Consider the following 22,516-nt stretch of genomic DNA (forward strand, 5'->3'; position numbering starts at 1 on the left):
AATTCTCACACGGCTTTCGACAGGCGCAATACGACGCATCCATTCGAGGCGGTCCGGCTCACGCCATAGCGTCCGGCCGGCAGGGCAATGCGGCGTTCGAACCCGCCTTGCGGCAGCTCAAGCCGGTGGATCAGCGCATCACGGAGCTCGGCGGGCAATATCCGGTGCCCCTTGATGATCAGCACGCCGTTCTCAATGATCGCCACCACCTGATCGGGATCGACGCCGGGCAGCGCCACGAAGATCAACAATTCCCGATCGGTCTCCAACACGTCGATCGGAGGCTCCCAATTGACCTCGCGCGTGCCGCCCGGCTGCAGGCTGAACAATCTTTGATGCAGCCGTTCGGCGCGCGCGAGCGATTCGATCGCTTCAGACAGCATCCAGTTGACCGGATCTTTTGTCGGCATTTGTCGTTCCGCCTCCAGTAAAATTCTCAGAGCTCGTCGTTTGCCTCAAACCTACCCCGAAAGCGCACGGCTTGCACAGGTACAATGGAAGCCGATCACCCTTGGTCTGCCGGAACCGTTGTCGGCTGCACTCAACAGCACTCTCGCCGTCGTCCCGGGTCAAGCCCGGGACGACGTGTGGAGAGTTCTGATTCAATTGTTTGATAGCGGGGAGATGGCCCAAATCACCCTGTCATCATAGTCCCATCGTGGAGACATCCTCACACCAACCCTCTCCCGCAAGCGGGAGAGGGAGCGCAGTATCCATCGCGGCTCAAGCGGCGAGACTCTCCAACGCTGTCCAGTCGAAGTTGACGCCGTGGCCGGCGCGGCTCGGCGTCAGCGCCATGCCTTCTTCGAGCACGAGCGGATGCTCGATATAGCGATCGAGGCCAAAGCCGTGCGCCTCGAGATAGGAACGGTTCGGGCAGGCCGCGAGCAGATGCACCGTGATGTCGTGCGCGCCGTGGCTGGTGACGGGAAGATTGAAGGCTTCGGCAAGCCGCGCAATCTTCATGAAGGCGGTCACGCCGCCGCAGTTGGTCACGTCAGGTTCGGGATAGGAGACGGCGCCATTGGCGATGTAGTTCTTGAACTCCCAGAGCGTGCGCAAGTTTTCGCCGGCCGCGATCGGCACGCCGCCTGCGGCGAGGATCCGGGCGTGGCCGGCGACGTCGTCGGGAATGATCGGCTCTTCGAGCCAGGTAAGATCAAAGGGCTGCAGCGCCCGCGCCGCGCGGATGGCTTCCTCCACCGTCCATTTCATGTTGGCGTCGGCCATCAAGGGAAAGCCGTCGCCGAGATGCTTGCGCATCGCCTGCACGCGCGCGACGTCGGAACCGAGATCGGCCCGGCCCACCTTCATCTTGATGGCGCGAAAGCCCTTGCCCAGATTGTCGTCGGTCTGCTTCAGCAATGCCTCGACCGACAGATCGAGGTCGATGCCGCCGGCATAACAGGGGACGCGCTGATCGAATCCGCCGAGCAGGCGCCAGAGCGGCAGTGCGGCGCGCCGCGCCTTCAGATCCCAAAGCGCGATGTCGAGCGCCGAAAGCGCGAGCACGGTGGGGCCGCCGCGCCCGCCATAATGCAGGCCCCACCAGACGTGGTGCCACAGCGCCTCGGTATCGTCGGCCTCGCGGCCTTCGATCAGTTCGGGAACTTCACGCCGGAGAATGTCAGCGATGGCGCCCCCGTTGCGACCGACTGTGTAGGTGTAGCCTACGCCTTCGGCGCCGTCCGCATCGCGTAGGCGAACGGTGATGAGCTCGAATGCCTTGATTTCGCCATGCGTGCTGTCGGACAGCGTGACCGACAGCGGAATCCGGTAGAGTCCGGTCTCGATAGTCTTGATCCGTGCCATTGCGTTTCCACCTGTTTTTTCCGGCAGGTTAGGACGGGGGCGGCGGATGGACAATCCCCTCCGCCGCGCAGCGCGTTCCCGATGCCTGCCGTGCGATTTTGAAAGAGTCTTGGCAGGTTCGGGAAGACCGGCCGAAGCGCCGGAGCGATACTGAGGGTCCCAGGATAGAATTATTATCGTGAGGTCCGAATGCCCGAGCCGCGTCCATCTCCCGCACGTTCGGTGCTGGGATCACTCGTGCTGATCGGCGTCGTCGTTGCCGGCAGCGCGGCCGCCTTCGCCTACACCGCCGGATGGCTTTCGCCGGAGCGACTGACGCCCTGGAAGATGTTGGAGGCGCTGGCGCCGCCAAGCGGCCCGGCGCTCGGCCACCGCCGCAATCACGCCAAGGGCATCTGCTTCACCGGCGTTTTCGAATCCAACGGCAATGGCGCGGCGATCTCACGCGCCTCGGTCCTTGCCGCAGGCCAGCATCCGGCGCTGGGACGCTTCAATCTGGGCACGCCCAATCCCGATGCCGCGGATGCGTCGGTCCGCGTGCGGGGCCTGGGACTGCGGATCATGCCGCCGAATGGTCAGGAATGGCGCATGGCGATGATCAATGCGCCGGTCTTTGCTGCCTCCACGCCGGAAGGTTTTCACGAACTCCTGGTCGCAGCGGGCAGCAAGGACCCCAACGCCATGAAGGTGTTTGCCGAAGCGCATCCGGAGTTTGCGCCGTTCGGCGCATGGGCCAAGACCGCGCCCTGGACCGGCAGCTATGCGGAGGATCGCTTCAACGGCCTCAACAGCTTCGTCTTCACCGACAGTTCCGGTGCCGATCACGCGGTGCGATGGTCGTTGCTGCCACAGGCACAGGTGGTTCCGGTGACGCAGGATGACCTCAAGAAGTTTGATCCTGACTTCCTCGAGCAGGAGATCACGCAGCGCGTCCGCAGCGGCCCGCAACGTTGGACCATGACGGTGACCGTCGCCAACCCCGGTGATCCCACCGCGGATCCGACCAAGGTCTGGCCGGAGGATCGTCGCACCATCGAGATCGGCACGCTGGTCGTGTCGCGGATCGAGGCCGAGGCTGATGGTCCTTGCCGCGATATCAACTTCGATCCGACCGTGCTGCCGCCGGGCATGCGCACGTCGGACGACCCTTTCCCGGCGGCCCGCTCATCGGTCTACGCCAAGTCGTACGATCTCCGCACCGCGGAGGCCAAGGATTATCCGCGAACCGTAACGGGCCCGAAGCCATGAACGCTATCCATCACTTCTCCCCACTTCAGCGCCTGCTGCATTGGGTCATGGCCGTCTGCATCCTGACGATGCTGTTCATCGGCGTCGGCATGGTATCCACGGTCATGCCGAAATACGTGCCGCTGGTCTCGATCCACAAGACGCTCGGCAGTGTCATCCTGGTGCTGGCGCTGATCCGCCTGGTCACGCGCTTCTATTACGGCGCGCCGCCGCTGCCGGCTGATCTGCCCGAGCCGATGAAGCTCGCTGCGGAACTGTCGCATTACGCGCTCTATGCACTGATGATCGGCATGCCGCTGCTCGGCTGGGCCATGCTGTCGGCATCGGCCTATCCTGTTGAGCTGTACGGCGGCATTTATCTCCCAGCGATCCTGCCGCAGAGCGACAGCCTCCGTACGCTGTTGTGGAACGCGCATTTCTATCTGGCCTTCGCATTCTTTGCGCTGATCCTGATGCACGTCGCCGCCGCGCTGTTCCACGCGCTGGTCCGGCATGATGGCGTGTTCGAGGCGATGGCGCCGGTGCCGATCCACGACGAAGCCACGCGGGCCGAGAACCGCAGCGAGCTGGCTGCACGGCCTTAGAGCGGGATCAGCGATGCTCGCTGATCCAGCGGGCAACGAGATCGACGATGCGCGTTTCGATTCCGTAATAGCCGTGCGGCGACAAGGATCCGCAAGCGTGCCGCGACCGGTTAATTCCTCCGCTGACGAATCGGACCTGGACCTCGGGGGAATGGCCCATCGCCGCAGCGATGCGCGGCGCGTCGCCGGGCGGCGCGACGTTGCACCGGTCGCTCCTGTTAGCGACGATGAGAAGCGGCACGCGCACGTTCTCCGGTTTCGCGCTGAAAACGGTTTCGCCGCTCTTGCCGACCCTGGACACGGATTCCGTGAGAATCAGACCCGAAACGCTTCCCTGCGGCGCGCGGGTGGCGCCATTCACCGCTGCGATCGCGCCCTGGCTCGTGCCGAGCAGGAACACGGGAACGCCAGCCTGCGATCGCGCGAACTCGGCGAGTTCGACAACGATCCCGCCATACTCCGGAGAGCTGCGATCGCCCCGGAGATTGGCGTGGTTGATCGTATCGGGAATGACCACGGCATATCCGCGCTGCACCCACAACTCGCGCGAACGGACGACAAAATTGTCGCCATGCCTGATATCACCATTGCTTTCGATGTCGATATTTCCGGCGCCGCCCGGCAGCATCACGATCGCGGCAAGCGGCTTGGGCGGTGATATATACAGCAGGCGTTGACGCAGGCCGCTGTGTAATCGCAGCTCGACGACGAGCGGCGGTGCTGCTTCGCTCGCGGCCTGATCCCGACGGAATTCCTGCGTCGAGCCGATCGATGGCAACAGCATCTCGACGGCGGCTGCTGCCGCAACCAGGCCGAGAACTCGAGTGAACTTGTGTCTACGCATGTTGATGAACCATATGAGGGCGCGTCCGGCCATTTCGGGAAGCGCTTACAATAGTTGCGCTCCGCGGCCAGCGTGAGTGGATTATGGAGCCGATATCACTCGGCGGCGTGCAAAGTCGAAAACGCCTTTCGTTGCAGAAATACGCGAGACGGTTCCCGCCTCTATGTTTTGCGCGACGCAACCTGGAGTCTTCGGACATGAAGCACGTCAAAGCCTGCCTGGCCTTCGCGGCCGCTCTTTCGCTTGTTTCGACAGTTGTCCCTGCGCGCGCCGATCCGCTCAAGAACATCGTTCTGGTGCACGGGGCCTGGGTGGATGCGTCGGGCTGGAAGCCCGTGTATGAAATCCTCACCAAGGAGGGATTCCATGTCACCATGGTGCAGGAGCCGGAAACTTCATTCGCCGACGACGTGACGGCGGCGAAACGAATCCTCGATTTGCAGGACGGTCCGACGCTGCTCGTCGGCCACAGCTATGGCGGTTCGATCATCACGGAGGCGGGCGTTCATCCAAACGTGGTCGGTCTCGTCTATGTCGCCGCGCATGCGCCTGATGTCGGCGAAGATGAGGGCGAACTTGGCAAGAAGATGCCGAGCGTGCTGGCCAAGAGCGAAGGCGCGATCAAGAAGACGCCAGATCAATACACCTATCTGAACCCTGCCGATTTTCCCAAGCTCTTCGCGCCCGATCTGCCGCGCGAGCAGGCGGAGTTCGAGTCGCGCTCCCAGGTCCTGGCTGCGGCCCAGGTCTTCAGCACGCCGCTGACCGCGGCTGCCTGGAAGACCAAACCGAGCTGGGGCATCGTCGCCGAGAGCGACAAGATCATCAATCCTGATCTCGAGCGCTGGTACTACGCGCGGGCGAAGAGCCACACGACCGAGATCAAGGGCGCCAGCCACTCCGTCTACGAATCCCATCCGAAGGAAGTGGCGGCCGTAATCACCGAAGCTGCTCGCAACGCTGAAAAGTTGGCAGCCCGCTGACAAGACGGTTGCGAATGACGCATGGGCTCCGGCGGGACAGGGTTTTGACGCATGCCCGCCGGAGCGCCTCACTGATCCAGTCGGATCCGAAGCATATCGTTTCAAATGCCGGATCCAGGAGCATGGCGAATGAAGAATTGGCAACAAGGCCGGCAAGCGCGCGATGCCCGTATCGAAGCGGGCGCGAAACTGGCGAAGGGCAAGATCGTCGCAGCGAGTGATGCCACCCGCCTGATGGAAGCGGTGATCCGGCCGTGCGACCGGGTGTGCCTGGAGGGCGACAACCAGAAGCAGGCGGATCTTTTGTGCCGCGCGCTGCTTGCCGTCGACCTCGCCAAGGTGAATGGCCTGCATATGGTGCAGTCCGGCATCGTGCTGCCGGAACATCTGGACCTGTTCGACCGCGGTGTCGCAAAGAGGCTCGACTATGCCTATTCCGGACCGCAGGCGGCGCGCATCGCGCGCATGCTGTTCGGCGGCAAGATCGAGCTCGGCGCCGTTCATACCTATCTCGAATTGTTCGCGCGCTACTTCATCGACCTCACGCCGCAGGTTGCGCTGATCGCGGCCGTCAGCGCCGACCATGACGGAAACCTCTATACCGGGCCGAACACCGAGGACACGCCGACGGTGGTCGAGGCGACGGCCTTCAAGAATGGCGTCGTTATCGCCCAGGTCAACGAGATCGTCGACAAGGTGCCGCGCGTCGATATCCCGGCGGACCGGGTGCAGTTCGTGGTCGAGGCCGACAAGCCGTTCTTCGTCGAGCCGTTGTTCACGCGCGATCCCGGCGCCATTACCGAAGGGCAGATCCTGACAGCGATGTTGGCGATCAAGGCCATCTACGCGCCCTACGGCGTGCGGCGGCTGAACCACGGCATCGGCTTCTCCACAGCCGCGATCGAATTGTTGCTGCCGACCTATGGCGAGCGGCTGGGCTTGAAGGGCAAGGTCGCAAGCCATTTCGCGCTCAATCCTCATCCGGCGCTGATCCCCGCGATTGAATCGGGCTGGGTCGAGCAGATCCATTGTTTCGGCTCCGAGGTCGGCATGGACGACTATATCCGCGCACGCTCCGACGTCTTCTTCACCGGGCCTGACGGCTCGCTGCGCTCCAACCGCGCCTTCTGCCAGACCGCCGGCCTCTATGCCTGCGACATGTTCATCGGCTCGACGCTGCAGATCGACCTGCAGGGCAATTCATCGACGGTGACCACCTCGCGTATTGCGGGCTTCGGCGGTGCGCCGAATATGGGCGCCGATGCCCGCGGGCGGCGCCATCCGAGCACGCCATGGCTGCAGGCCGGCCGCGAGGCCGATCCCGACGGCTCGGCGCTGCTGCGCCGTGGCCGCAAGCTGGTGGTGCAGATCGGCGAGACCTTTGGCGAAAAGAACGTGCCGCTGTTGGTCGAGAAGCTGGACGCGCTCGCGCTCGCCGAGAAGCTCAAGCTCGAGCTCGCCCCGGTGATGATCTATGGCGACGACGTCACCCACGTCGTGACGGAGGAAGGCGTTGCCAACCTGCTGCTGTGCCGGGATGAGAACGAACGCGAACAGGCGATCCGCGGCGTCGCCGGCTATACTGATGTCGGCCGCAGAAGGGACAGGAAAATGGTGCAGCACTTGCGCGAGCGCGGCGTGATCCGCCGGCCGGAGGATCTCGGCATCGATCCGCTCGACGCCGACAGGAGCATGCTGGCGGCGCGCTCGATCAAGGATCTCGTGCGGTGGTCGGGCGGGCTCTACGCGCCGCCCTCGCAATTCCGCAACTGGTGAGGGGATAGCCGCGATGGAAGATTTGAGCTTTCACCATCAAGCCCGCGCTCGTGCCGGCGGGACCAGGCAAATGGCGATCATCGGTGTTGTAGCTTCCGGAAATCTGGAAGTGCTCGCCGAACGCGTGCTGCCTGAAACGGAATGCCGACTGGAGATCAAGACCGCGGCGGAAGGCTTTGGCGAGGTGTGGAACGCCGTGGTCGCCGACTTCGTCCAGCGCTACTCGCCGGGCGGGCTCAAGTTCTCCATCAATGACGGCGGCGCGCGGCCGGACACCGTGTCGCTGCGTCTCGCCCAGGCTGTCCGGCTGATGGCGGAGAACGAGCAATGAGCGTCGCGGATCTGGAAAAGCCGTCGCTGGAGCAGGCGAGGGCGACGAGCTTCTACGAGGCCTCGGCGCGGGCACGGATCCGGCTGCTGATCGATCCCGGAAGCTTTGTCGAAATCATCGGCCCCGAACGGCGCGAGGTCAGCCCGCATCTGAAACTGTTCGACCTTCCCGAGCAGTTCGACGACGGCATCATCATCGGCCGCGGGCGACTTGCGGAATCGCCGGTCTTCGTCGCCGCGCAGGAAGGCCGCTTCATGGGCGGCGCTTTCGGCGAGGTCCACGGCGCCAAGCTGACGGGATTGCTGCGTGCGGCGAAGGAGCTCAAGTCGATCCCGGTAGTGATCCTGTTCGACACCGGCGGCGTCCGCCTGCAGGAAGCGAATGCGGGCGAGCTTGCCATTGCCGAGATCATGCGCGCGGTGATCGAGGCGCGGACCGCCGGCGTAAAGGTGATCGGGCTGATCGGTGGCCGCTCGGGATGTTATGGCGGCGGCGGACTGATCGCGGGCTGCTGTTCGGCGCTGGCAGTGTCCGAGCAGGGACGTATCGCCGTCTCCGGTCCCGAGGTCATCGAGACCAATCGCGGCGTCGAAGAGTTCGACTCGCGCGACCGTGCCCTGGTCTGGCGCACGATGGGCGGCAAGCACCGGCGCCTGATCGGCGGCGCCGAGCTCTTCACCGACGACACGGTGCAAGCCTTCCGTGAGGCTGCCCTCGAATTGCTTGAGACCACCGCGGGCTTCGGCATCGATACGTTAAATGCCGAACAGTCCCGCCTCGAAGATCGATTGCAGCGCTTTGGCACCTGCCGGGATGCGGTCGAGATCTGGGCGGCGGAGGGTGTTGCCGACGCTGCGTCCGTTCCAGCGCTGCCGGCCGATCAGTTCATCGAACTTGCCGACAAGGTCCGGAGGATTGCCCGTGACGCTCGATAGGATTCTCGCCTCGATGTTTCCCGACGGCCACGACGTCAAGAATGACGGTGGCGTTCTGCTCGGGTTCGGCACGCTGCGATCCGGCGACCGCGCGCTGGTCATCGGAGTCGCTGATCGAACCGCGCTTGGTGTCGACGAGGCGATCAGGCTCTCGGGCGCCGTTCTTGGCGCGATCAAGCGCGGAAGCGGTCCGATCCTGGTCATCGTCGACAGTGATAGCCAGCGCATGAGCAAGCGCGACGAGCTTTTGGGACTGAACGAGTTCCTGGCTCATCTCGCCAAGTCGCTCATCCATGCGGATATCCAGGGAAGGCCCACGATCGGGTTACTGTATGGCCACTCGGCGGCGGGAGCGTTCCTCGCCACCGCGCTGGCGACCCGCGTGCTGGTGGGACTGCCGGGCGCGGACCCGGCGGTGATGGACTTGCCGTCGATGTCCAAGGTGACGAAATTGCCGATCGGGGTACTCGAGGAGAAAGCCAAGTCCACGCCGGTGTTCGCTCCCGGCCTGCAAAATCTGCTTCAGCTCGGCGCGGTGCATGTCATCTGGGACGACGAGGTCTCGCTGGCCGATCAATTGGAAAAACTGCTGCGCAACATGGGCGATGCGCGCGACCGACGCGATGCACTCGGCAAGGAGCGCGGCGGCCGTATGAAGGCCGCTGAGATCGCGGAGCGCGTGCGTGAGCTTGCCATGCAAACCGGCTGAGGGACCGATGAGGCGCCATGATCTGATCTTCGTCCGCCCCGAGAGCTGGTGTGCGGCGCTTGCGATGCGGAGCGATCTGGCGGCCGATCCGCTGATCGCGCGATGGGTCGAGAACGGCTGGCCGTTGATCGGGCGGCGTGCCACGCCTTGCGAGCAGCACGGCGTGGCGGCGGGCTTGCCATTGCCGCCCCTTGCCGGCAAGCGGCGGCTTTCCTTCCTGATGCGGGCCGAAGACGTGCTCTCGATCGCGCCCCCACCCTCGTTAGGAGCGGCGGCTCGGATGGCGCCGCCGACGTGGCGGCCGACGCTTGAACGTCTCGATGAACTCGCTTCGCGTCATTCGGTGGAAGCAAGGGTGTTCGGCGGCTTGGCCTGGCGCGTGTTGACCGGACTGGATTATCTGACCGATCACTCCGACCTCGATCTGCTGCTGCGCATTGATCGTGACACGGATGTTGCCGCTCTTGTCACCGGCATGGCCGAGATCGAGGCGCCGGCGCCGATGCGGCTCGATGGCGAACTGGTCCGCGACGACGGCGCCGCCGTGAACTGGCGGGAGCTGCATGCCGGCGCGGACCAGGTGCTGGTCAAGACCATCGGCGGCGTCGCCTTGCTCGATACGAATCTCTTCCTCGCCGGGGAGATGCTGTCATGACGCCGGCTCTGGCATGGAGCGCGCAGCACCGCGCGCCTCGTCCACAGGTGATGGCGCCATGCGCGCCCGATGCGGCGGCTATCGCGGCAAGCGCCGTCGATTGCCTGCTGCTGGAAGTGGAGACATGGCCGAAGCCCGGCCTTGTGAGCCATATCGATCGCGGCAGTCATGAGGATATGGATGCCGAGACGCTGCGCGTCAGTGCCAAGACCATCGGCCCGTATTTTGCCGCGTTGGCGGAGGCCGGTGCCGGCGGCTGGGCGATGGAGCGGCTCAGGATCATCGGTCTCGAAGCCGAGGCGGCGATGTTTGCGGCGACGTCGGGCATCAACACCCATCGCGGCGCGATCTTCGGCCTCGGTCTGTTGTGCGCGGCGGCGGGCGCAAGGAGCAGCGGGCAGGTCGATCCGGTTTTGTCGCTCGGAGCAACCGTGACGCGACTGTGGGGCGGCAGCATCCTCGGCGGGCCTGTGCTGCTCCACAGCCATGGCATGAAAGCCCGTCATCGCTTCGGTGCCGGTGGCGCGCGCGTCGAAGCGGCCAAGGGATTTCCCAGTGTCTACCACGTCGGCCTCCCGGCCTTCCACAGGGGAGCTCTCGCTGCTGCCGACGCGGAGGCCGCGCGGGTTGAAGCATGCTTTGCGCTGATCGCCGCGGTCGAGGACACCAACCTGCTGCATCGCGGCGGGCTGGACGGCCTCTTGTTTGCGCGCCGTGTGGCGCGGCAATTTCTCGGCCGGGGCGGCGTAGGTGCGCCCGATTGGCAGGAGCGCGCCCGCGCCATCCACGAGAGCTTCGTCGTCCGCCGGCTCAGCCCCGGCGGATCGGCCGATCTATTGGCCATGACCCTGTTCGTCGACGCCCACGAAAGGTCGTGTCCCTGATGTCCATGCGATCCTGCTTGCGCTGGCGCTGGTGTTCTTCGTGATGCTGGGTTGGCCATGACTCTCGCAATCCTCTGCTCGGGGCAGGGACGGCAGCACCGCGACATGTTCGCCCTGACCGGCGATGCGCCGGAGGCGGCCAGCCTGTTTGCCCATGCGGCGATGCTGCTCGGCGGCCGTGATCCGCGCGAGATCGTCCGCAGCGAGAGCGCTGAAGTGCTGCACCACAATCGCATCGGCCAGATCCTCTGCACGCTGCAGGCGCTGGCCGCAGCTTCCGTGCTGCGCGCCCAAATGCCTGACCGGCTCATCGTTGCCGGCTACAGCGTTGGCGAGGTCGCGGCCTGGGGCGTCGCAGGCCTTACGAGCATGACGGATACGCTCGACCTGGTGGCCTGCCGCGCGGAAGCGATGGACGCTGCCACGCTGCCCGGTGACGGAATGGTCTTCGTTCGCGGCCTTCCCCGCGATGCCATCGACACCTTGTGCGAGCGGCACGATGCCGCCGTCGCCATCGTCAATCCGGGCGACGCCTTCATTCTCGGCGGAAGCCGCGCAGCGTTGAAAGCGCTCGCCGATGACGCGAAAGCGATGAAGGCGGCCAGGGTCGTCGACGTACCGGTGGAAGTTGCCTCCCACACCCCGCGGCTTGCCAAGGCATCGACGGAATTCCGCGACAGACTAAGCCATGCTGCCGTGATGGTACTGCCAGCCGGAACGCGGCTCCTGAGCGGGATCGACGCTGCGCCCGTCATCGATGTCAAAGCCGGTCTCGACAAGCTGGCGGTCCAGATCTCGCAGACGGTGCAATGGGCCGATTGCCTGCAGGCCTGCATCGAGAGCGAAGCGACGGTGTTTCTGGAACTCGGGCCGGGCCGCGCGCTGAGCGAGATGGTGGCTGGCGCCTATCATGACGTCGCGACCCGATCTCTGGACGATTTCCGCACGCTGGACGGCATTCGCGCTTGGCTGACCACCCGTCTGGGTATTCGGTTCTGATTCAATCGGAACCGAATATTTTCGGTCGCCGACGCGCGGCTTCTCACGCAAAGATTATCGTCATGCCGGCATTACGACGGTTCGTCGTTGGTAGCGAACATTCGATGAGGCTTTTACATGACGTATATAATTGCAACTGACACCCGCGCATGAGGAGATCCAGCAAATGACGATTCCTGCGGCCGAGACGTTTGGTGCAACCTGGCCCTTTGCGCCGCACTATTTTGACGGGAACGGCTTTCGTATGCATTATATCGACGAGGGCGACGGCGATCCCATCATTTGTCTGCATGGTGAGCCGACCTGGGGCTATCTATATCGACACTTTATTCCGCCGCTTTCTGCGACGCACAGGGTCATCGTTCCCGATCATATGGGCTTCGGCAAAAGCGAGACTCCTCGCGATCGCGAGTATTCGCTGAAAGCCCATGTCGACAACCTTACGAACCTCATCGAAGCGATCGATCTGAGGAACATCACCCTGGTCATGCAGGATTGGGGCGGGCCGATCGGTTCGGCCTTCACGCTGCGACACCCCGACCGCGTCAAGCGCCTGTTCCTCCTCAACACATTGGCGGGCTATGGCAACGCGGAGTTCGACGCGCAGACGCCCTGGTTTCAGTTTGTCCGCAAGCATTACGAAGCCGGCACGCTTGGCGAGGTGTTGGGACATCTGGACGTCAACGTTCTCAGCATCATGAAGATCATTGGTCTTGAGAATCTGTCGGCAGTGAATTCCGATTGGCTCGCGGCCTATGGTTCGGCCTTTCCTGCAAGGGAGGACTGTATCGGAGCGATCGAGTTCCCGCTCGATGTGCTGCTCGGTCGGATTATCCCATACGTCGTTGAAGGTTTTCCTCTCGTCGACAATCTGAAGTCAAAGCCAGCAATGCTCGCCGTCGGTATGAAGGACAGAGCTATCTCGCCGGCGGTCCAAATCGCCGACTTCAGGGGAATATGGCCGGACCGGCCCATCATCAAGCTGCCCAATGCCGGCCACTTCAGCCAGGAGGATGCGCCCGATGTTCTCGTCGCACTGATTCAGCTCTTTGTTCAGGGCAAGGAGTAATCGTACACGCGACGCGACGGTCGACACCGCTCGCTGGCTGCTACTCGAATGCCGCGTCGAAGATCTCGATGTCGATCAGAGCGGGCTTGGTAACCAGCGTGCCACCGGGCTGACGCGACAGGCAGCGGCGGAGCGTGGGAATAACGATGTCGTTGAACTTCTGATGCGCCCAGGTCAGGTGTGCGATTGGGGTGCCCGCGGCCTCGTAGTCCAATCGCCGTTGCAGCCCATCGCTATCGAAGTAGAAGATCTGCTCCCGCGAATGCGTAACGATGGTCGGTGGAAACAGCGCGCGGAGACGCCGCCAGATCTGGCCGCCGGTGTTCCAGGGGGGCAGCTCTTCGGTCTCAATTTCAGGTTGCGCCAGCAGAAAGGGGGTCGTCAGACAGTTCCAGAGCGAGAGGCCGCAAAAATAGGCCAGGCGCAGATCGTCCCACGGCATTTCCTCGTGGTGATCCGAAAATGCTGTCTGCGGGTCGCCACACGAACGCAGGATCTCGCCTTGCAGACTTTGGATGGCGACCCAGTCGGGCTGAAACAGGCCGCATCTGTCGGGAGCGGTGAAGCCGGTGAATTGCAGCGTCTGGACCTCGGTCGAACCTTCCATGACCATGTCCTTGAGCCGCCCTGCATTGCCGATGCGGGAGAACAGCGCGCCATCGATGGAAAGGTGGACGGTGAATCTCTTCAACCGACGCCATCGTTCCAGCCCACCGCAGGCATCGAGGGCGTCATCAAGCAATGCCATTCGCAAATCCCGTCTTCGACGAGCCCCAAAATCGTACAGGGAGCATGGCCCAGCGCGGGCGAATTTGCGCGTTAGATGTTGTTAGATACCCGCAGTCAGCTCATCGAGCAGTAATTTTACGGACCTGAGATCGGCGCTGTCGAGGCCTTCACTGTATCGTGCATAGAGCGGAACGATCAGTGCATGTGCCTTTGCTGCATCGCCCTGTTCACGCCAGAGCCGTCCCAAGGTCGCGGCCGCCCGCAATTCCCATCCGAGCGCGCCTTGCTCGCGGGACAACGTGAGCGACTGCATCAGACAGGTTTCGGCCTCGTAAGGACGGGCCGAGGAAGCCAGGATGTATCCCTTGACGCGCAGCATCTCCGGCAGATCGAACGACTGCCCGGCGCTGTCGCGCTGCGCGATCGCCTCATCGATGATGCCGAGCGCCTCCTCGTATTGCCGCACCTGCACCAGGCCTTCGGCGAGCGCTGCCGCGAACACCGTGCTCAGGATCTTGTGCCGGGTCTGCCGCAATGTTCCGGCGCCCTGGCGCAGCAGTTCGATGCCGATCTTGGCTTCTCCGCGGCGGATCAACAGTTCGCCCTTCAGTCCCAGTCCCACGGCCTGATAGGGCCCGAGAAAATGCCTGGCCGCATGATTGATGAGACGTTCGATCAGCTTGTCGGCGTCCTCCCAATCGCCGACCCAGAGAAACACGTAGATCGACCATATCAGGCCGATGCCGATGGTGAGCGGCTGCTCTGTGCGCTCGGCCTCGCTGATCGCATATCTCGCCGCCGCGATGGCGCGGTCGGGACGTCCCGTCAGCCAGAGGCTTCGCGCAAGGGCTACCAGCGCAACGATCCGGTCATCATATCCGAGCCGCTGCATGTTGATCTGCAGGCGAGACGGATCATGGGTCGTGGCGCTCTCGCATTGCAAGACGGCATCGTTCTGATTCCCGATCAGGTGGTTGGCGACTCCGAGCATCCACTCCGCGGTACGGATGGCACCGGCATCGTTCAATGTCCTGGCAACCACCGCGCCGCGCTCGCCCATCGCCAGCGCGCCATGATAATCGCCGATCCGGGTCAGATAGATATGAAGCTCTCGCAGCAGCCATAGCTGCCAGTGCAGGTCGTTGTGGGACTCTGCCAGTTGCAGGCTGCGGGTGAGGGCCGCATGGACTTCTTCGGTGTTGCCTTGCGTGAACATCAAGGACACGCCAAGCGCGGCCTGAAGCTCCATCTCCTGACGCGGGTCGGCAATTTGCGGATCAAACCCCGCCAGCGCCTGTCGCGCCCAGCGATGGCATTCCGTCAGCAGCGAAAGCTGCAGGAAGAATTGGGCGGCCGCCGCGGCAAGCCCGATCCCGATCGCGCGCTCGCCCTGGTCGGAGAAGCTCCAATCCAACGCCGCGCGCACATTGGCAAGATGATCCGCATAGGGAGTGAAGCTGTCGCCCGTCGAGAATGCTGCTGCTCTCGCCGCGATGCCCGCAAGGAGATCGCGGAAATAGATCGCATGGTTGCGCGATATCCTTGTGGCTTCGCCGCCTTCCGCAAGCTTCTCTGCGGCGAAGGCGCGCATGGTGTCGAGCAGCCGATAGCGCACCGGCTGAGCCGTAGACGGCAGCGAGATCAGCGACTTTGCCACCAGGTTTGCGATCGCCTCAACCGCCTCGGCTTCGTCGGTCCCATCCTCGGAGGCTACCGCGAGGGCGGCTTCCAGCGTGAAGGTGCCGGCGAACACCGACAGCCTGCGCAGAGTGACGCTTTCGATGGGAGTCAATAGATCGTAGCTCCAGCCGAGCGCCGCGCTCAGCGTCTGATGCCTGGGCGCTGCGGTGCGTCGGCCCTGCCACAACAGCGAGAAGCGACTGTTCAGCAGCGTGGCGATGCCCTGGATTCCATAGGCGTTGACGCGACCGGCGGCGAGCTCGATCGCCAGCGCAATGCCATCGAGCTTGCGGCAGATTTCCGCCACCAGCGGCGCTTCGCCATCGCCAAGCTCGAACCCCCCGAGGCTCGCGGCGATGCGTTCGACAAACAATTGCGCCGCGGGATAGGCCAGCACGTCGGGAGCGGTGATGGCAGCGCGCTCCGGCGGGCAATCCAGCGGAAACAGCCGATGCACCTGCTCGCCTTCGGCGCGCAACGATTCACGGCTGGTTGCCAGGATGGAAACCTCAGGCGCCTCGCGGATGATGCTTTCCGCGAGCATCGCCAGGCTTTCCAAGAGATGCTCACAACTGTCGAAGATCAACAGCATCCGCTTCTCGCGCAGAAACGCCAGCATGCTGGGCACCGGATTGTCGGAGGAGACCGAAAGCCCCAATGCCGATGCCAGCGCGCTCGGCGCCAGGCGCTTGTCCCGCAGCGAGCCGAAGTCGACGAACCTGACCATTCCGGCAAAAGCGCCGAGCTGACGGTGCCCCACCGCCAGGGCAACGGTGGTCTTGCCGATGCCGCCCGGTCCGACCACCGTGACCAGGCGGTGGCGGGCGAGCTCGGCGGCAATCGTCTCGACTGTTTCGGTGCGCCCGATCATCCTGGCAATTTGCGCCGGAAGGGGAGGGCTGCCGGCCGGCGTTGCGGCAGGCTTCGTATCCGCGCGCACGATCGGCGCGGTGAAGCAATAGCCGCGACCAGGAACGTTCACGACATATCTCGCGCCGGACGCGCTGTCGCCGAGCACCTTGCGCAGCGCGCTGACGTGGAAGCGGAGGCTGCCCTCGTCGACGTTCACATCGGCCCACACCCGGGACACCAATTCCCGCTTGCCGACGACCTCGCCAGCGCGTTCGGCGAGGAAGATCAGGATGTCGAGCGCGCGGCCGCCGATATGAACGGGATTGCCGTCCTTTTCGAGCAGTCGCGCTTTCGGCAGCAGTCGGAACGGCCCGAATGCCAGTGCAGATTCGTCGCTATTGTCGCCCTGCACGCGGTACCTGCCTGCTGCGAGAGCCGTCTTTGGCCCAACTATGATTTGTGCCCGGATTAGGGCACCAGTTTGGACGGGATCCGCTCACGGGACAATGCATGGGGAGAGAAGGGGGCCGTCCCGGGGATGGGGCGGGGGATAGGACGGCCCCCGTGGGCTCGTTGCCTTGGGAAGGGCGCTGCGAGCCGATGGCGCAAGCTGGTGGCCTTGAATGCTTACGCCACGTACCATGCCGGATGGGATGGCTCGGGTCTTTCGGATCTGCACCTTCATTTCGAGTTCGCATGATCGCGGTTGCCGGATAGACGCAGATCGGCCCAGGCGGATGCGTTCGGTGCCTTACCCCCGAACCGCCAGTCTTGCGTCCGTCGATGAATCAGGGTGCTGCGAGCCGAGCTCATCCAATAGCGCCCTTGCCGCCTTCAGCGCGCGGCTGTTGAACCCCTCGGTAAAGCGGGCATAGGTCGGCGCGAGGAGCCGCCGCGCCTCGCCAGCGCGATCCTGCCCGAGCCAGAGTTTTGCGAGGCAGGTCGCCGCAACCAGCTCCATGGCGAGCGCTGATTGACGGCGGGCCATGTCAATCGATTCCTTCAGGCAGCGCTCTGCCTGCACCGCATCGGGGCTCCTTGCGGAGAGCAGAACTTCCGCCTTTGCGCGCAGCAGCTCGGGCATGCAGAACATATCCTTGTTGTGCCCGACGCGGGCGATTGCCAGATCGATCGTCTCCAGCGCCTCCTTTTCCTGCCCGATGGTGGCGAGCGCCTGCGCCAGTGCGATGCGGAAATCCGCGAGCGAGCCATATCGATGGCTGTGCATGACTTCGAGCGCGCCCCGCAGCAGCGCAATCCCGGTCTCGACCTGGCCCTGCGCCACCAGGACGACGCCTTTTGTTCCGTAGCCAATCGTCTGGTACGGCCCGAGCGCGTGCTTGCTCGCCTCCAGGATAAGTCTGTCGGCGTATTCTTCGTAGCTCTCCGTCTCCGAGTTCCAGACAAAGATCGAGAATGCCCAAAGCATCGCCATGCAGAGCTTGGCAGGATGACCGATACGCATCGTGTCGGCGATGGCCCGCCGCGCCGTGTCGACCGCCTGATCGGGATATCCCTGAAGCCACAGGATGCGAGCCAGCGTGATTCGTGCGCGACTGAGGTAGTCGTAGTTCAGGGGATCATCGACATCAGGTTCCGAGCCCGGCAATTGCAACAACGCCGACTCCACATAAGACCGGGCCAGCCGCGCGTCTCCGGCAAGATGGCAGGAGACGCCGAGCGCGATCCGCATATGCGCAAGTTTAATGCGGTCGCCGTGATCGGACGCGACGGCTTCGCCGCGCTTGGCGAGCGCCAGCGCTTCCGTGAAATTTCCTGCCCTCATCTGGAATACGTGAACCCGCTCGATCAGGCGAAGCTGGCTGGGAACGTCGCCGATCTCTTCGGCTATTCGAAGCGCTCGCGTCAGAAAAGCGTGGACCTCGTCGGTGGTCCCCTTCGTGAGCAACAGCGCCAGGCCCAGGGCGGCGTGAAGGTCGAGGTCGTATTTCAGGCTGTGATTTGCCACGTCAAGCTGTGCGATCGCGCGCTTGGCCCAGAGCTGGCACTCGGCGAACAGGGACAGTTTGAGGAAAAACGGCATGGCCGCTGCGGCCAGCGCGACGCCCGTTGCGCGGTCGCCGCGTTCGGAGAAGCACCAGGTCAGCGCCGCGCGTATGTTTCCGAACTGGTCTGCGATCGCCGCAAATCGGTTCGCTTCCGATGATGGGGCCGAGCCGCTACCGACCTCTTGCAGCAGATGCAGGAAATAGCGGGCATGCCGCCGCGCCGTCGCATCGGCATCCATGCTGGCGGCAAGCCGTTCCAGGGCATAGGCCCGTGCCGTGTCGAGCAATCTGTATCGCGTTGATGTGCCGCTCGCGCTTGCCGCAAGCATGGATTTCGCCACCAGGCTCGCAACGGCCGCGATCACCTGCCCGTCGTCGGCGTCCTCTGCGCCAGCAACCGAGCGCGCGGCTTCCAAGGTGAAGCTGCCGGCGAACACGGCCGCTCGCCGCAGCACCATGCGCTCGGGCTCCGACAGCAATTTGTAACTCCAGTCGAGCGTCGCGCGCAGGGTCTGATGCCGTGGCAGCACGGCATGCTGTCCCTCACCCAGGAGCTTGAATGCGTCGTTCAAGAGCGCGACCGTGTCCTTGATATTGGAGGCACTGGCGCGGCTGGCGGCGAGCTCGATCGCCAGTGCGATGCCATCCAGCCTGCGGCAGATCTCGCCAACCAGGCGCGCGTCCGCGTCGCTCAGCTCGATGAGATGCCCGCCGCTCGCAGCCGCGCGCTCCACAAATAGCTGGACTGCGGGAAAGGCAAGTGCCTGTGCGGCCGTCAGGCCGGCGTCATCAGGCGGGCTCAAGAGCGGCTGTAGACGGTGAACATGCTCGCCCTCGACCCGCAGCGACTCCCGGCTGGTGGCCAGGATATGGAGCTGCGGCGCCTCCGCATAGAGCCGCTCGGCCAGCGCGGCCGATGTCTCGATCACATGCTCGCAACAATCCAGTATCAGCAGCATCCGCCTGTCGCGGAGCAGGTTCACCAGACTGTCCGATGGATCACCAGCCTGGCCGAGGAGGCCGAGCGCCGAGGCGACGACATTTGGAACGAGTGCGGAATCATGGAGTGTCCCAAAGTCGAGGAAGCGGACCGCACCGGCGAACGCTTCGAGCAATTCATGGCCGACGGAGACCGCCACCGTGGTCTTGCCGACGCCGCCGGGGCCGACGACGGTGACGAAACGCTCGCTCCTCAATTTGGCCGATATGTCGCGGACGGTCTGGTCGCGTCCCACCATCCGCATCGGCCGCGCCGGCAGATTGTGGGGCGGTTCGGAGCTCGGCCCGATCGAGGACTGCTCCTGATTATTCGGATGCGAAAGCCGTCCGACGAAACAGTAGCCCTGCCCCGAAACGGTGGTCAGGTATCTCGCGCCGGCCTCGCCGTCGCCGAGCGCTTTCCGAAGGCCCGCGATCTGCACCCTGAGGCTGCCTTCATCGACGATGATGTCGGGCCACACCTTGGCCAAGAGGTCATTCTTGCTGACCACCGTGCCGGCACGCTCGACCAGGGCGATCAAAAGATCAAGCGCCCGGCCGCCGAGCTGAATCGGAGTGCCGTCCTTCTCCAGCGTTCTTTGCCCTGCATGCAGCCGAAACGGACCGAAGCAAACGGTCTCCGGCGCGGCCGAATCCCGACCGGCCTCGCGGACGGCGCGTTGCGTGCGGTCGCCCATGTTCGGGACCTCAATCAAGCAGGTGGCCGACGCTCTCCGTCCTTCACCGCATCAGCTTGATGCGCACCGGAGCAACACGTCGCGGTGCCCGTCCGAACTCCAAATGACCTGAGATCGTCGAGGGACCAATCCAGCGCATCATATTGCTTTCCGAACGCCTAGCAACCTTAGCCAAAGGTGTTACAGGATAGCCAAAGGTGTTACCCGACAGCGCTGCGTCCGACAGATCGAAATAGGAATAATATCGCGCCGCGCGGCAAAAGCATGCGCGCGCGAGCTGCCACGGCGATGATGCCGATTTTCAATCGAGTGATTGCAAGTGACTATGGGGCGGCCGGTGTCGCAATTTGCGACACGGCCTCAGGTGCTGTCACAGCGAGGCGTGACCGCCGGCGGCAATGAGATGATCCGCGCGCCATACTTCAGCCCGTGGCCGGCCGAACGGGATCTTGGTCCGGACGCTCTGGTCGATCGGCGAGGGCGATGCGCTTCGGCTGGCGGTTCGCCAGCGCGCCGGCGTTTCCCCGGTGATGCGCTTGAAGACAGTCGAGAAATGCGCCTGGGTGCAGAAGCCCACTGCCAATGCGACCTCGGCCAGGGGCGTCTCGCCGTCGGAGAGGATCGATTTCGCGCGCTCGACGCGCCGGTGCAGCAGATATTCGCGCGGGCGGAAACCTGTCGCTGCCCGGAACTGGGCCGCAAAATGCATGCGGGACAGGCCGGCGGCCTTGGCCAGATCGGCAAGACTGACGCTGCGATGATAGTTTGCGTTGACGTACTCCTCGACCCGCCTGAGCCGCCATTTCGGCAGCGCGTTGACCTTGCTCCGCGGCGTCTCGAGTCGGGCGATATGCATGGCCAGCGTTTGACCAATGCAGCGGGTGAAAGCCGGGTCCCTGGCATTGCCGCGCTCGATCAGCGCCCTGCCGAGCTGCTCGGCAAAGGAGTCCCGCAGCAGGATGAGGTCGCCGAGATCCTCGCCGGTCGCACAGGGCTCGGCCGCGGCGCGGTGCCCGTGAAGATAGTCGGCCGAGACATGGAAGTGCAGGAAGTCGTAGGGGGCGTGAAACTGCGCACCAAGCTGGGTCGAAGGCGCCGTGACGTGCAGCGTGCCCGCCGGCATGACCCCGTCGAAAATGATCTGCCGCCCCCGTGTCAGGGTGAGGCGCGTGCTCTTCAGGGCGATCGCCACCACATATCGACCGGGCGGCGTTGCCGCCTCCTCGTATCGGGAGCCGGTTTGCGAACCCGCCCAGCGCGAAATCGCGATCTCCCCGATCGCAGCCGCATCATCCTCTTTCAGGTCGCGCCACTTGTGCTCCTGGCGGAGCCCTTCGGCATCAGGATGGACGTGGTGCGATTCCGAGCCGATCGGGAGGCTGACGTGAGGGTGGCTCAGCCTCTCGTTGATAGCCTGCGTAAGCATCGCTCATCCTTTCTAGTTTCGGTCGGCATCGCCTGCGACCGAGGAACTCTGCGAATGCAACAGTTGCAATGCTGAAGAGCATATGCCCTTCGCGCTATGATGCCCGTTATAGATGCTTAGCGGGTGTTAGATATTGCAAATGGCGGCAGCGTGCTCGCCTCCGCGTCGAGGCGAATTTGCTTTAGTTCTGAGAGAGTTGGCCGCGGATAAAGCCGTGAGAGAAGTCGTTAGTATGCCCGTTCTATACCTTCGTATAGCTTTCGGGTTATCCGCCTCAACGCATGGGCCGCCAGAAAATTTGCTTCGCTTCTGAAGAAAAAATATCCGACCATATTGTAGGGATTGTCAGGCATCCCTTGCGATACCGCCGCTTGGCGTCACATCGACAATAGCGTGGTCGTCGTCATCTGTGTCTTGCGCATCCAGGCGATCGGCAAGGTGAATTGAAGCGAGCTGGAAATGCGCGATGTGACCTGATCCTGCAACTTCAATAAATCGGCCGCGCTTCCGTCGAAGCGATCCGCCCACAACTGCTCGCCGTTTTCAGCGTCGACCAGCCGCGCATTGATGCGAAGCTGGTCGGCGGAGCGAAGCACCGAACCGAGCAGCAGGTAGCGGACATTCAGCTCCTGACCGATCCGTTTGGGATCGATCCTCTGGTTTCTGTCTGTCAGTGCCGAGCCGCCGGTGATGACGACAAGAGCCGGGATGTTGACGGATAAGTCCGTCGTCAGGTTCGCGACGACGGCGTCGCCGAAATAATCCTGCGCCGGATCGCCGCTGAGATTCTCGAAGGGCAGCACGGCAATGGAGAGGCGCGGCGCCGGCATCACCACTTGCCTGCGGCTGATCCAGTCGTTGAGCGCCTTGTAGGTCGTCCAATAGCCGGTCAGGCCGCCCAATACGGTGCCCACCGCGGCGAGCCCGGCTATTCCCGTGACGATGCGCCTTGTGCGTTGATGCCAACGCGGCGCAAAGCGCCATATATGCGCGATACCCAGCGCTCGCTCCGACGAGATGTTCGAGCTGCCGGCCGTTGTTGTTGTCTCGCGGTCAAATGCTCGCCCATCGTTGAGCATGGCGATAGTCCGATCCTGAACGAATTTCCGTGCGGCGATTGTATTGAAGCCGCACCCATATCTACACGAAGGGTACGTCAGCCGATAAGGCCTCGCCAGAATGCGCAAGAACTTTTCGTTCGATCCGGAATGTCGGCCGTACTTTTTCGATATGCGCTTGCCGTCGATCCCGGACGATCGATCCTGCAGCGCCCCCGTTGCGTGCATTTCCGAAAGAGATCGGCCGCTTTCGGAAG

19 protein-coding genes are annotated in these 22,516 nt (G+C 63.7%); 11 read left to right on the top strand and 8 right to left on the bottom strand.

The features are described from left to right. Positions 1 to 5: 5 nt before the first annotated feature. Both AC5ZG1_RS34005 and AC5ZG1_RS34010 read right to left on the bottom strand, forming a co-directional pair. Complete coding sequence (locus tag AC5ZG1_RS34005; protein WP_130227099.1) at positions 6 to 410, bottom strand: Hsp20/alpha crystallin family protein; 405 nt, start codon at positions 408 to 410, stop codon at positions 6 to 8. 313 nt (positions 411 to 723) lie between these two features. Beyond that, positions 724 to 1,812: a mandelate racemase/muconate lactonizing enzyme family protein gene (locus tag AC5ZG1_RS34010; protein ID WP_496135450.1), complete on the bottom strand. Its 1,089-nt coding sequence runs from the start codon at positions 1,810 to 1,812 to the stop codon at positions 724 to 726. A gap of 189 nt (positions 1,813 to 2,001) precedes the next feature. On the opposite strand from AC5ZG1_RS34010, the gene AC5ZG1_RS34015 reads away from it, so the two are divergent. Then, positions 2,002 to 3,060 carry a catalase family peroxidase gene (locus AC5ZG1_RS34015; protein WP_496135451.1) on the top strand — a complete coding sequence of 353 codons (1,059 nt, stop codon included), beginning with the start codon at positions 2,002 to 2,004 and terminating at the stop codon, positions 3,058 to 3,060. Continuing rightward, positions 3,057 to 3,644: a cytochrome b gene (locus AC5ZG1_RS34020; protein WP_496135452.1), complete on the top strand. Its 588-nt coding sequence runs from the start codon at positions 3,057 to 3,059 to the stop codon at positions 3,642 to 3,644. Before AC5ZG1_RS34015 ends, AC5ZG1_RS34020 begins: the two co-directional genes overlap by 4 nt. Positions 3,645 to 3,651: 7 nt before the next feature. Here the strand turns inward: AC5ZG1_RS34020 and AC5ZG1_RS34025 are convergent, their stop codons facing one another. Next, positions 3,652 to 4,488, bottom strand: a complete 837-nt coding sequence (locus AC5ZG1_RS34025) for an alpha/beta hydrolase (protein WP_496135453.1) — start codon at positions 4,486 to 4,488, stop codon at positions 3,652 to 3,654. Positions 4,489 to 4,685: 197 nt separating this feature from the next. Between AC5ZG1_RS34025 and AC5ZG1_RS34030 the strand changes: the two genes are divergently transcribed. From AC5ZG1_RS34030 to AC5ZG1_RS34070, 9 genes are all read left to right on the top strand, one after another. Then, a complete protein-coding gene (locus tag AC5ZG1_RS34030) occupies positions 4,686 to 5,471 on the top strand; it encodes an alpha/beta hydrolase (RefSeq protein WP_130227096.1) in 786 nt (261 codons plus the stop codon). 129 nt (positions 5,472 to 5,600) lie between these two features. Continuing rightward, positions 5,601 to 7,247 carry a malonate decarboxylase subunit alpha gene (gene mdcA, locus AC5ZG1_RS34035; RefSeq protein WP_456642542.1) on the top strand — a complete coding sequence of 549 codons (1,647 nt, stop codon included), beginning with the start codon at positions 5,601 to 5,603 and terminating at the stop codon, positions 7,245 to 7,247. Positions 7,248 to 7,260: 13 nt separating this feature from the next. Then, entirely contained in the window at positions 7,261 to 7,578 is a 318-nt protein-coding gene (gene mdcC, locus AC5ZG1_RS34040; protein ID WP_496135454.1) for a malonate decarboxylase acyl carrier protein, read from the top strand. Continuing rightward, positions 7,575 to 8,513, top strand: coding sequence for a biotin-independent malonate decarboxylase subunit beta (locus tag AC5ZG1_RS34045; RefSeq protein WP_496135455.1), 939 nt, complete (start codon positions 7,575 to 7,577; stop codon positions 8,511 to 8,513). The genes mdcC and AC5ZG1_RS34045 overlap by 4 nt, the downstream gene beginning before the upstream one ends. Then, entirely contained in the window at positions 8,500 to 9,222 is a 723-nt protein-coding gene (gene mdcE, locus AC5ZG1_RS34050) for a biotin-independent malonate decarboxylase subunit gamma (RefSeq protein ID WP_496135456.1), read from the top strand. Before AC5ZG1_RS34045 ends, mdcE begins: the two co-directional genes overlap by 14 nt. Continuing rightward, on the top strand, positions 9,197 to 9,877 hold the full coding sequence (gene mdcG, locus AC5ZG1_RS34055) for a malonate decarboxylase holo-[acyl-carrier-protein] synthase (protein WP_496135457.1): 681 nt from the start codon (positions 9,197 to 9,199) through the stop codon (positions 9,875 to 9,877). Before mdcE ends, mdcG begins: the two co-directional genes overlap by 26 nt. After that, positions 9,874 to 10,761 carry a triphosphoribosyl-dephospho-CoA synthase MdcB gene (mdcB, locus tag AC5ZG1_RS34060; RefSeq protein ID WP_496135458.1) on the top strand — a complete coding sequence of 296 codons (888 nt, stop codon included), beginning with the start codon at positions 9,874 to 9,876 and terminating at the stop codon, positions 10,759 to 10,761. Before mdcG ends, mdcB begins: the two co-directional genes overlap by 4 nt. A gap of 57 nt (positions 10,762 to 10,818) precedes the next feature. Next, entirely contained in the window at positions 10,819 to 11,760 is a 942-nt protein-coding gene (locus AC5ZG1_RS34065; RefSeq protein ID WP_496135459.1) for an acyltransferase domain-containing protein, read from the top strand. Between the two features lie 166 nt (positions 11,761 to 11,926). Next, positions 11,927 to 12,829: an alpha/beta fold hydrolase gene (locus AC5ZG1_RS34070; RefSeq protein ID WP_496135460.1), complete on the top strand. Its 903-nt coding sequence runs from the start codon at positions 11,927 to 11,929 to the stop codon at positions 12,827 to 12,829. Positions 12,830 to 12,869: 40 nt separating this feature from the next. Here AC5ZG1_RS34070 and AC5ZG1_RS34075 read toward each other — a convergent pair whose 3' ends face one another. The 5 genes from AC5ZG1_RS34075 to AC5ZG1_RS34095 form a co-directional block, all read right to left on the bottom strand. Then, positions 12,870 to 13,577 (bottom strand): hypothetical protein, encoded by a 708-nt coding sequence (locus tag AC5ZG1_RS34075; protein WP_496135461.1) that lies wholly within the window; start codon positions 13,575 to 13,577, stop codon positions 12,870 to 12,872. An 81-nt stretch (positions 13,578 to 13,658) separates the two neighbouring features. Further along, positions 13,659 to 16,502 (bottom strand): ATP-binding protein, encoded by a 2,844-nt coding sequence (locus AC5ZG1_RS34080; protein WP_496135462.1) that lies wholly within the window; start codon positions 16,500 to 16,502, stop codon positions 13,659 to 13,661. 339 nt (positions 16,503 to 16,841) lie between these two features. Then, positions 16,842 to 19,775, bottom strand: a complete 2,934-nt coding sequence (locus tag AC5ZG1_RS34085; protein WP_496135463.1) for an ATP-binding protein — start codon at positions 19,773 to 19,775, stop codon at positions 16,842 to 16,844. Between the two features lie 370 nt (positions 19,776 to 20,145). Beyond that, positions 20,146 to 21,201 (bottom strand): AraC family transcriptional regulator, encoded by a 1,056-nt coding sequence (locus tag AC5ZG1_RS34090; RefSeq protein ID WP_130228142.1) that lies wholly within the window; start codon positions 21,199 to 21,201, stop codon positions 20,146 to 20,148. A 377-nt stretch (positions 21,202 to 21,578) separates the two neighbouring features. Continuing rightward, on the bottom strand, positions 21,579 to 22,487 hold the full coding sequence (locus tag AC5ZG1_RS34095) for a hypothetical protein (protein ID WP_496135464.1): 909 nt from the start codon (positions 22,485 to 22,487) through the stop codon (positions 21,579 to 21,581). Between the last annotated feature and the right edge of the window lie 29 nt (positions 22,488 to 22,516).

It is taken from the genome of Bradyrhizobium sp. Leo78 (assembly GCF_059512425.1).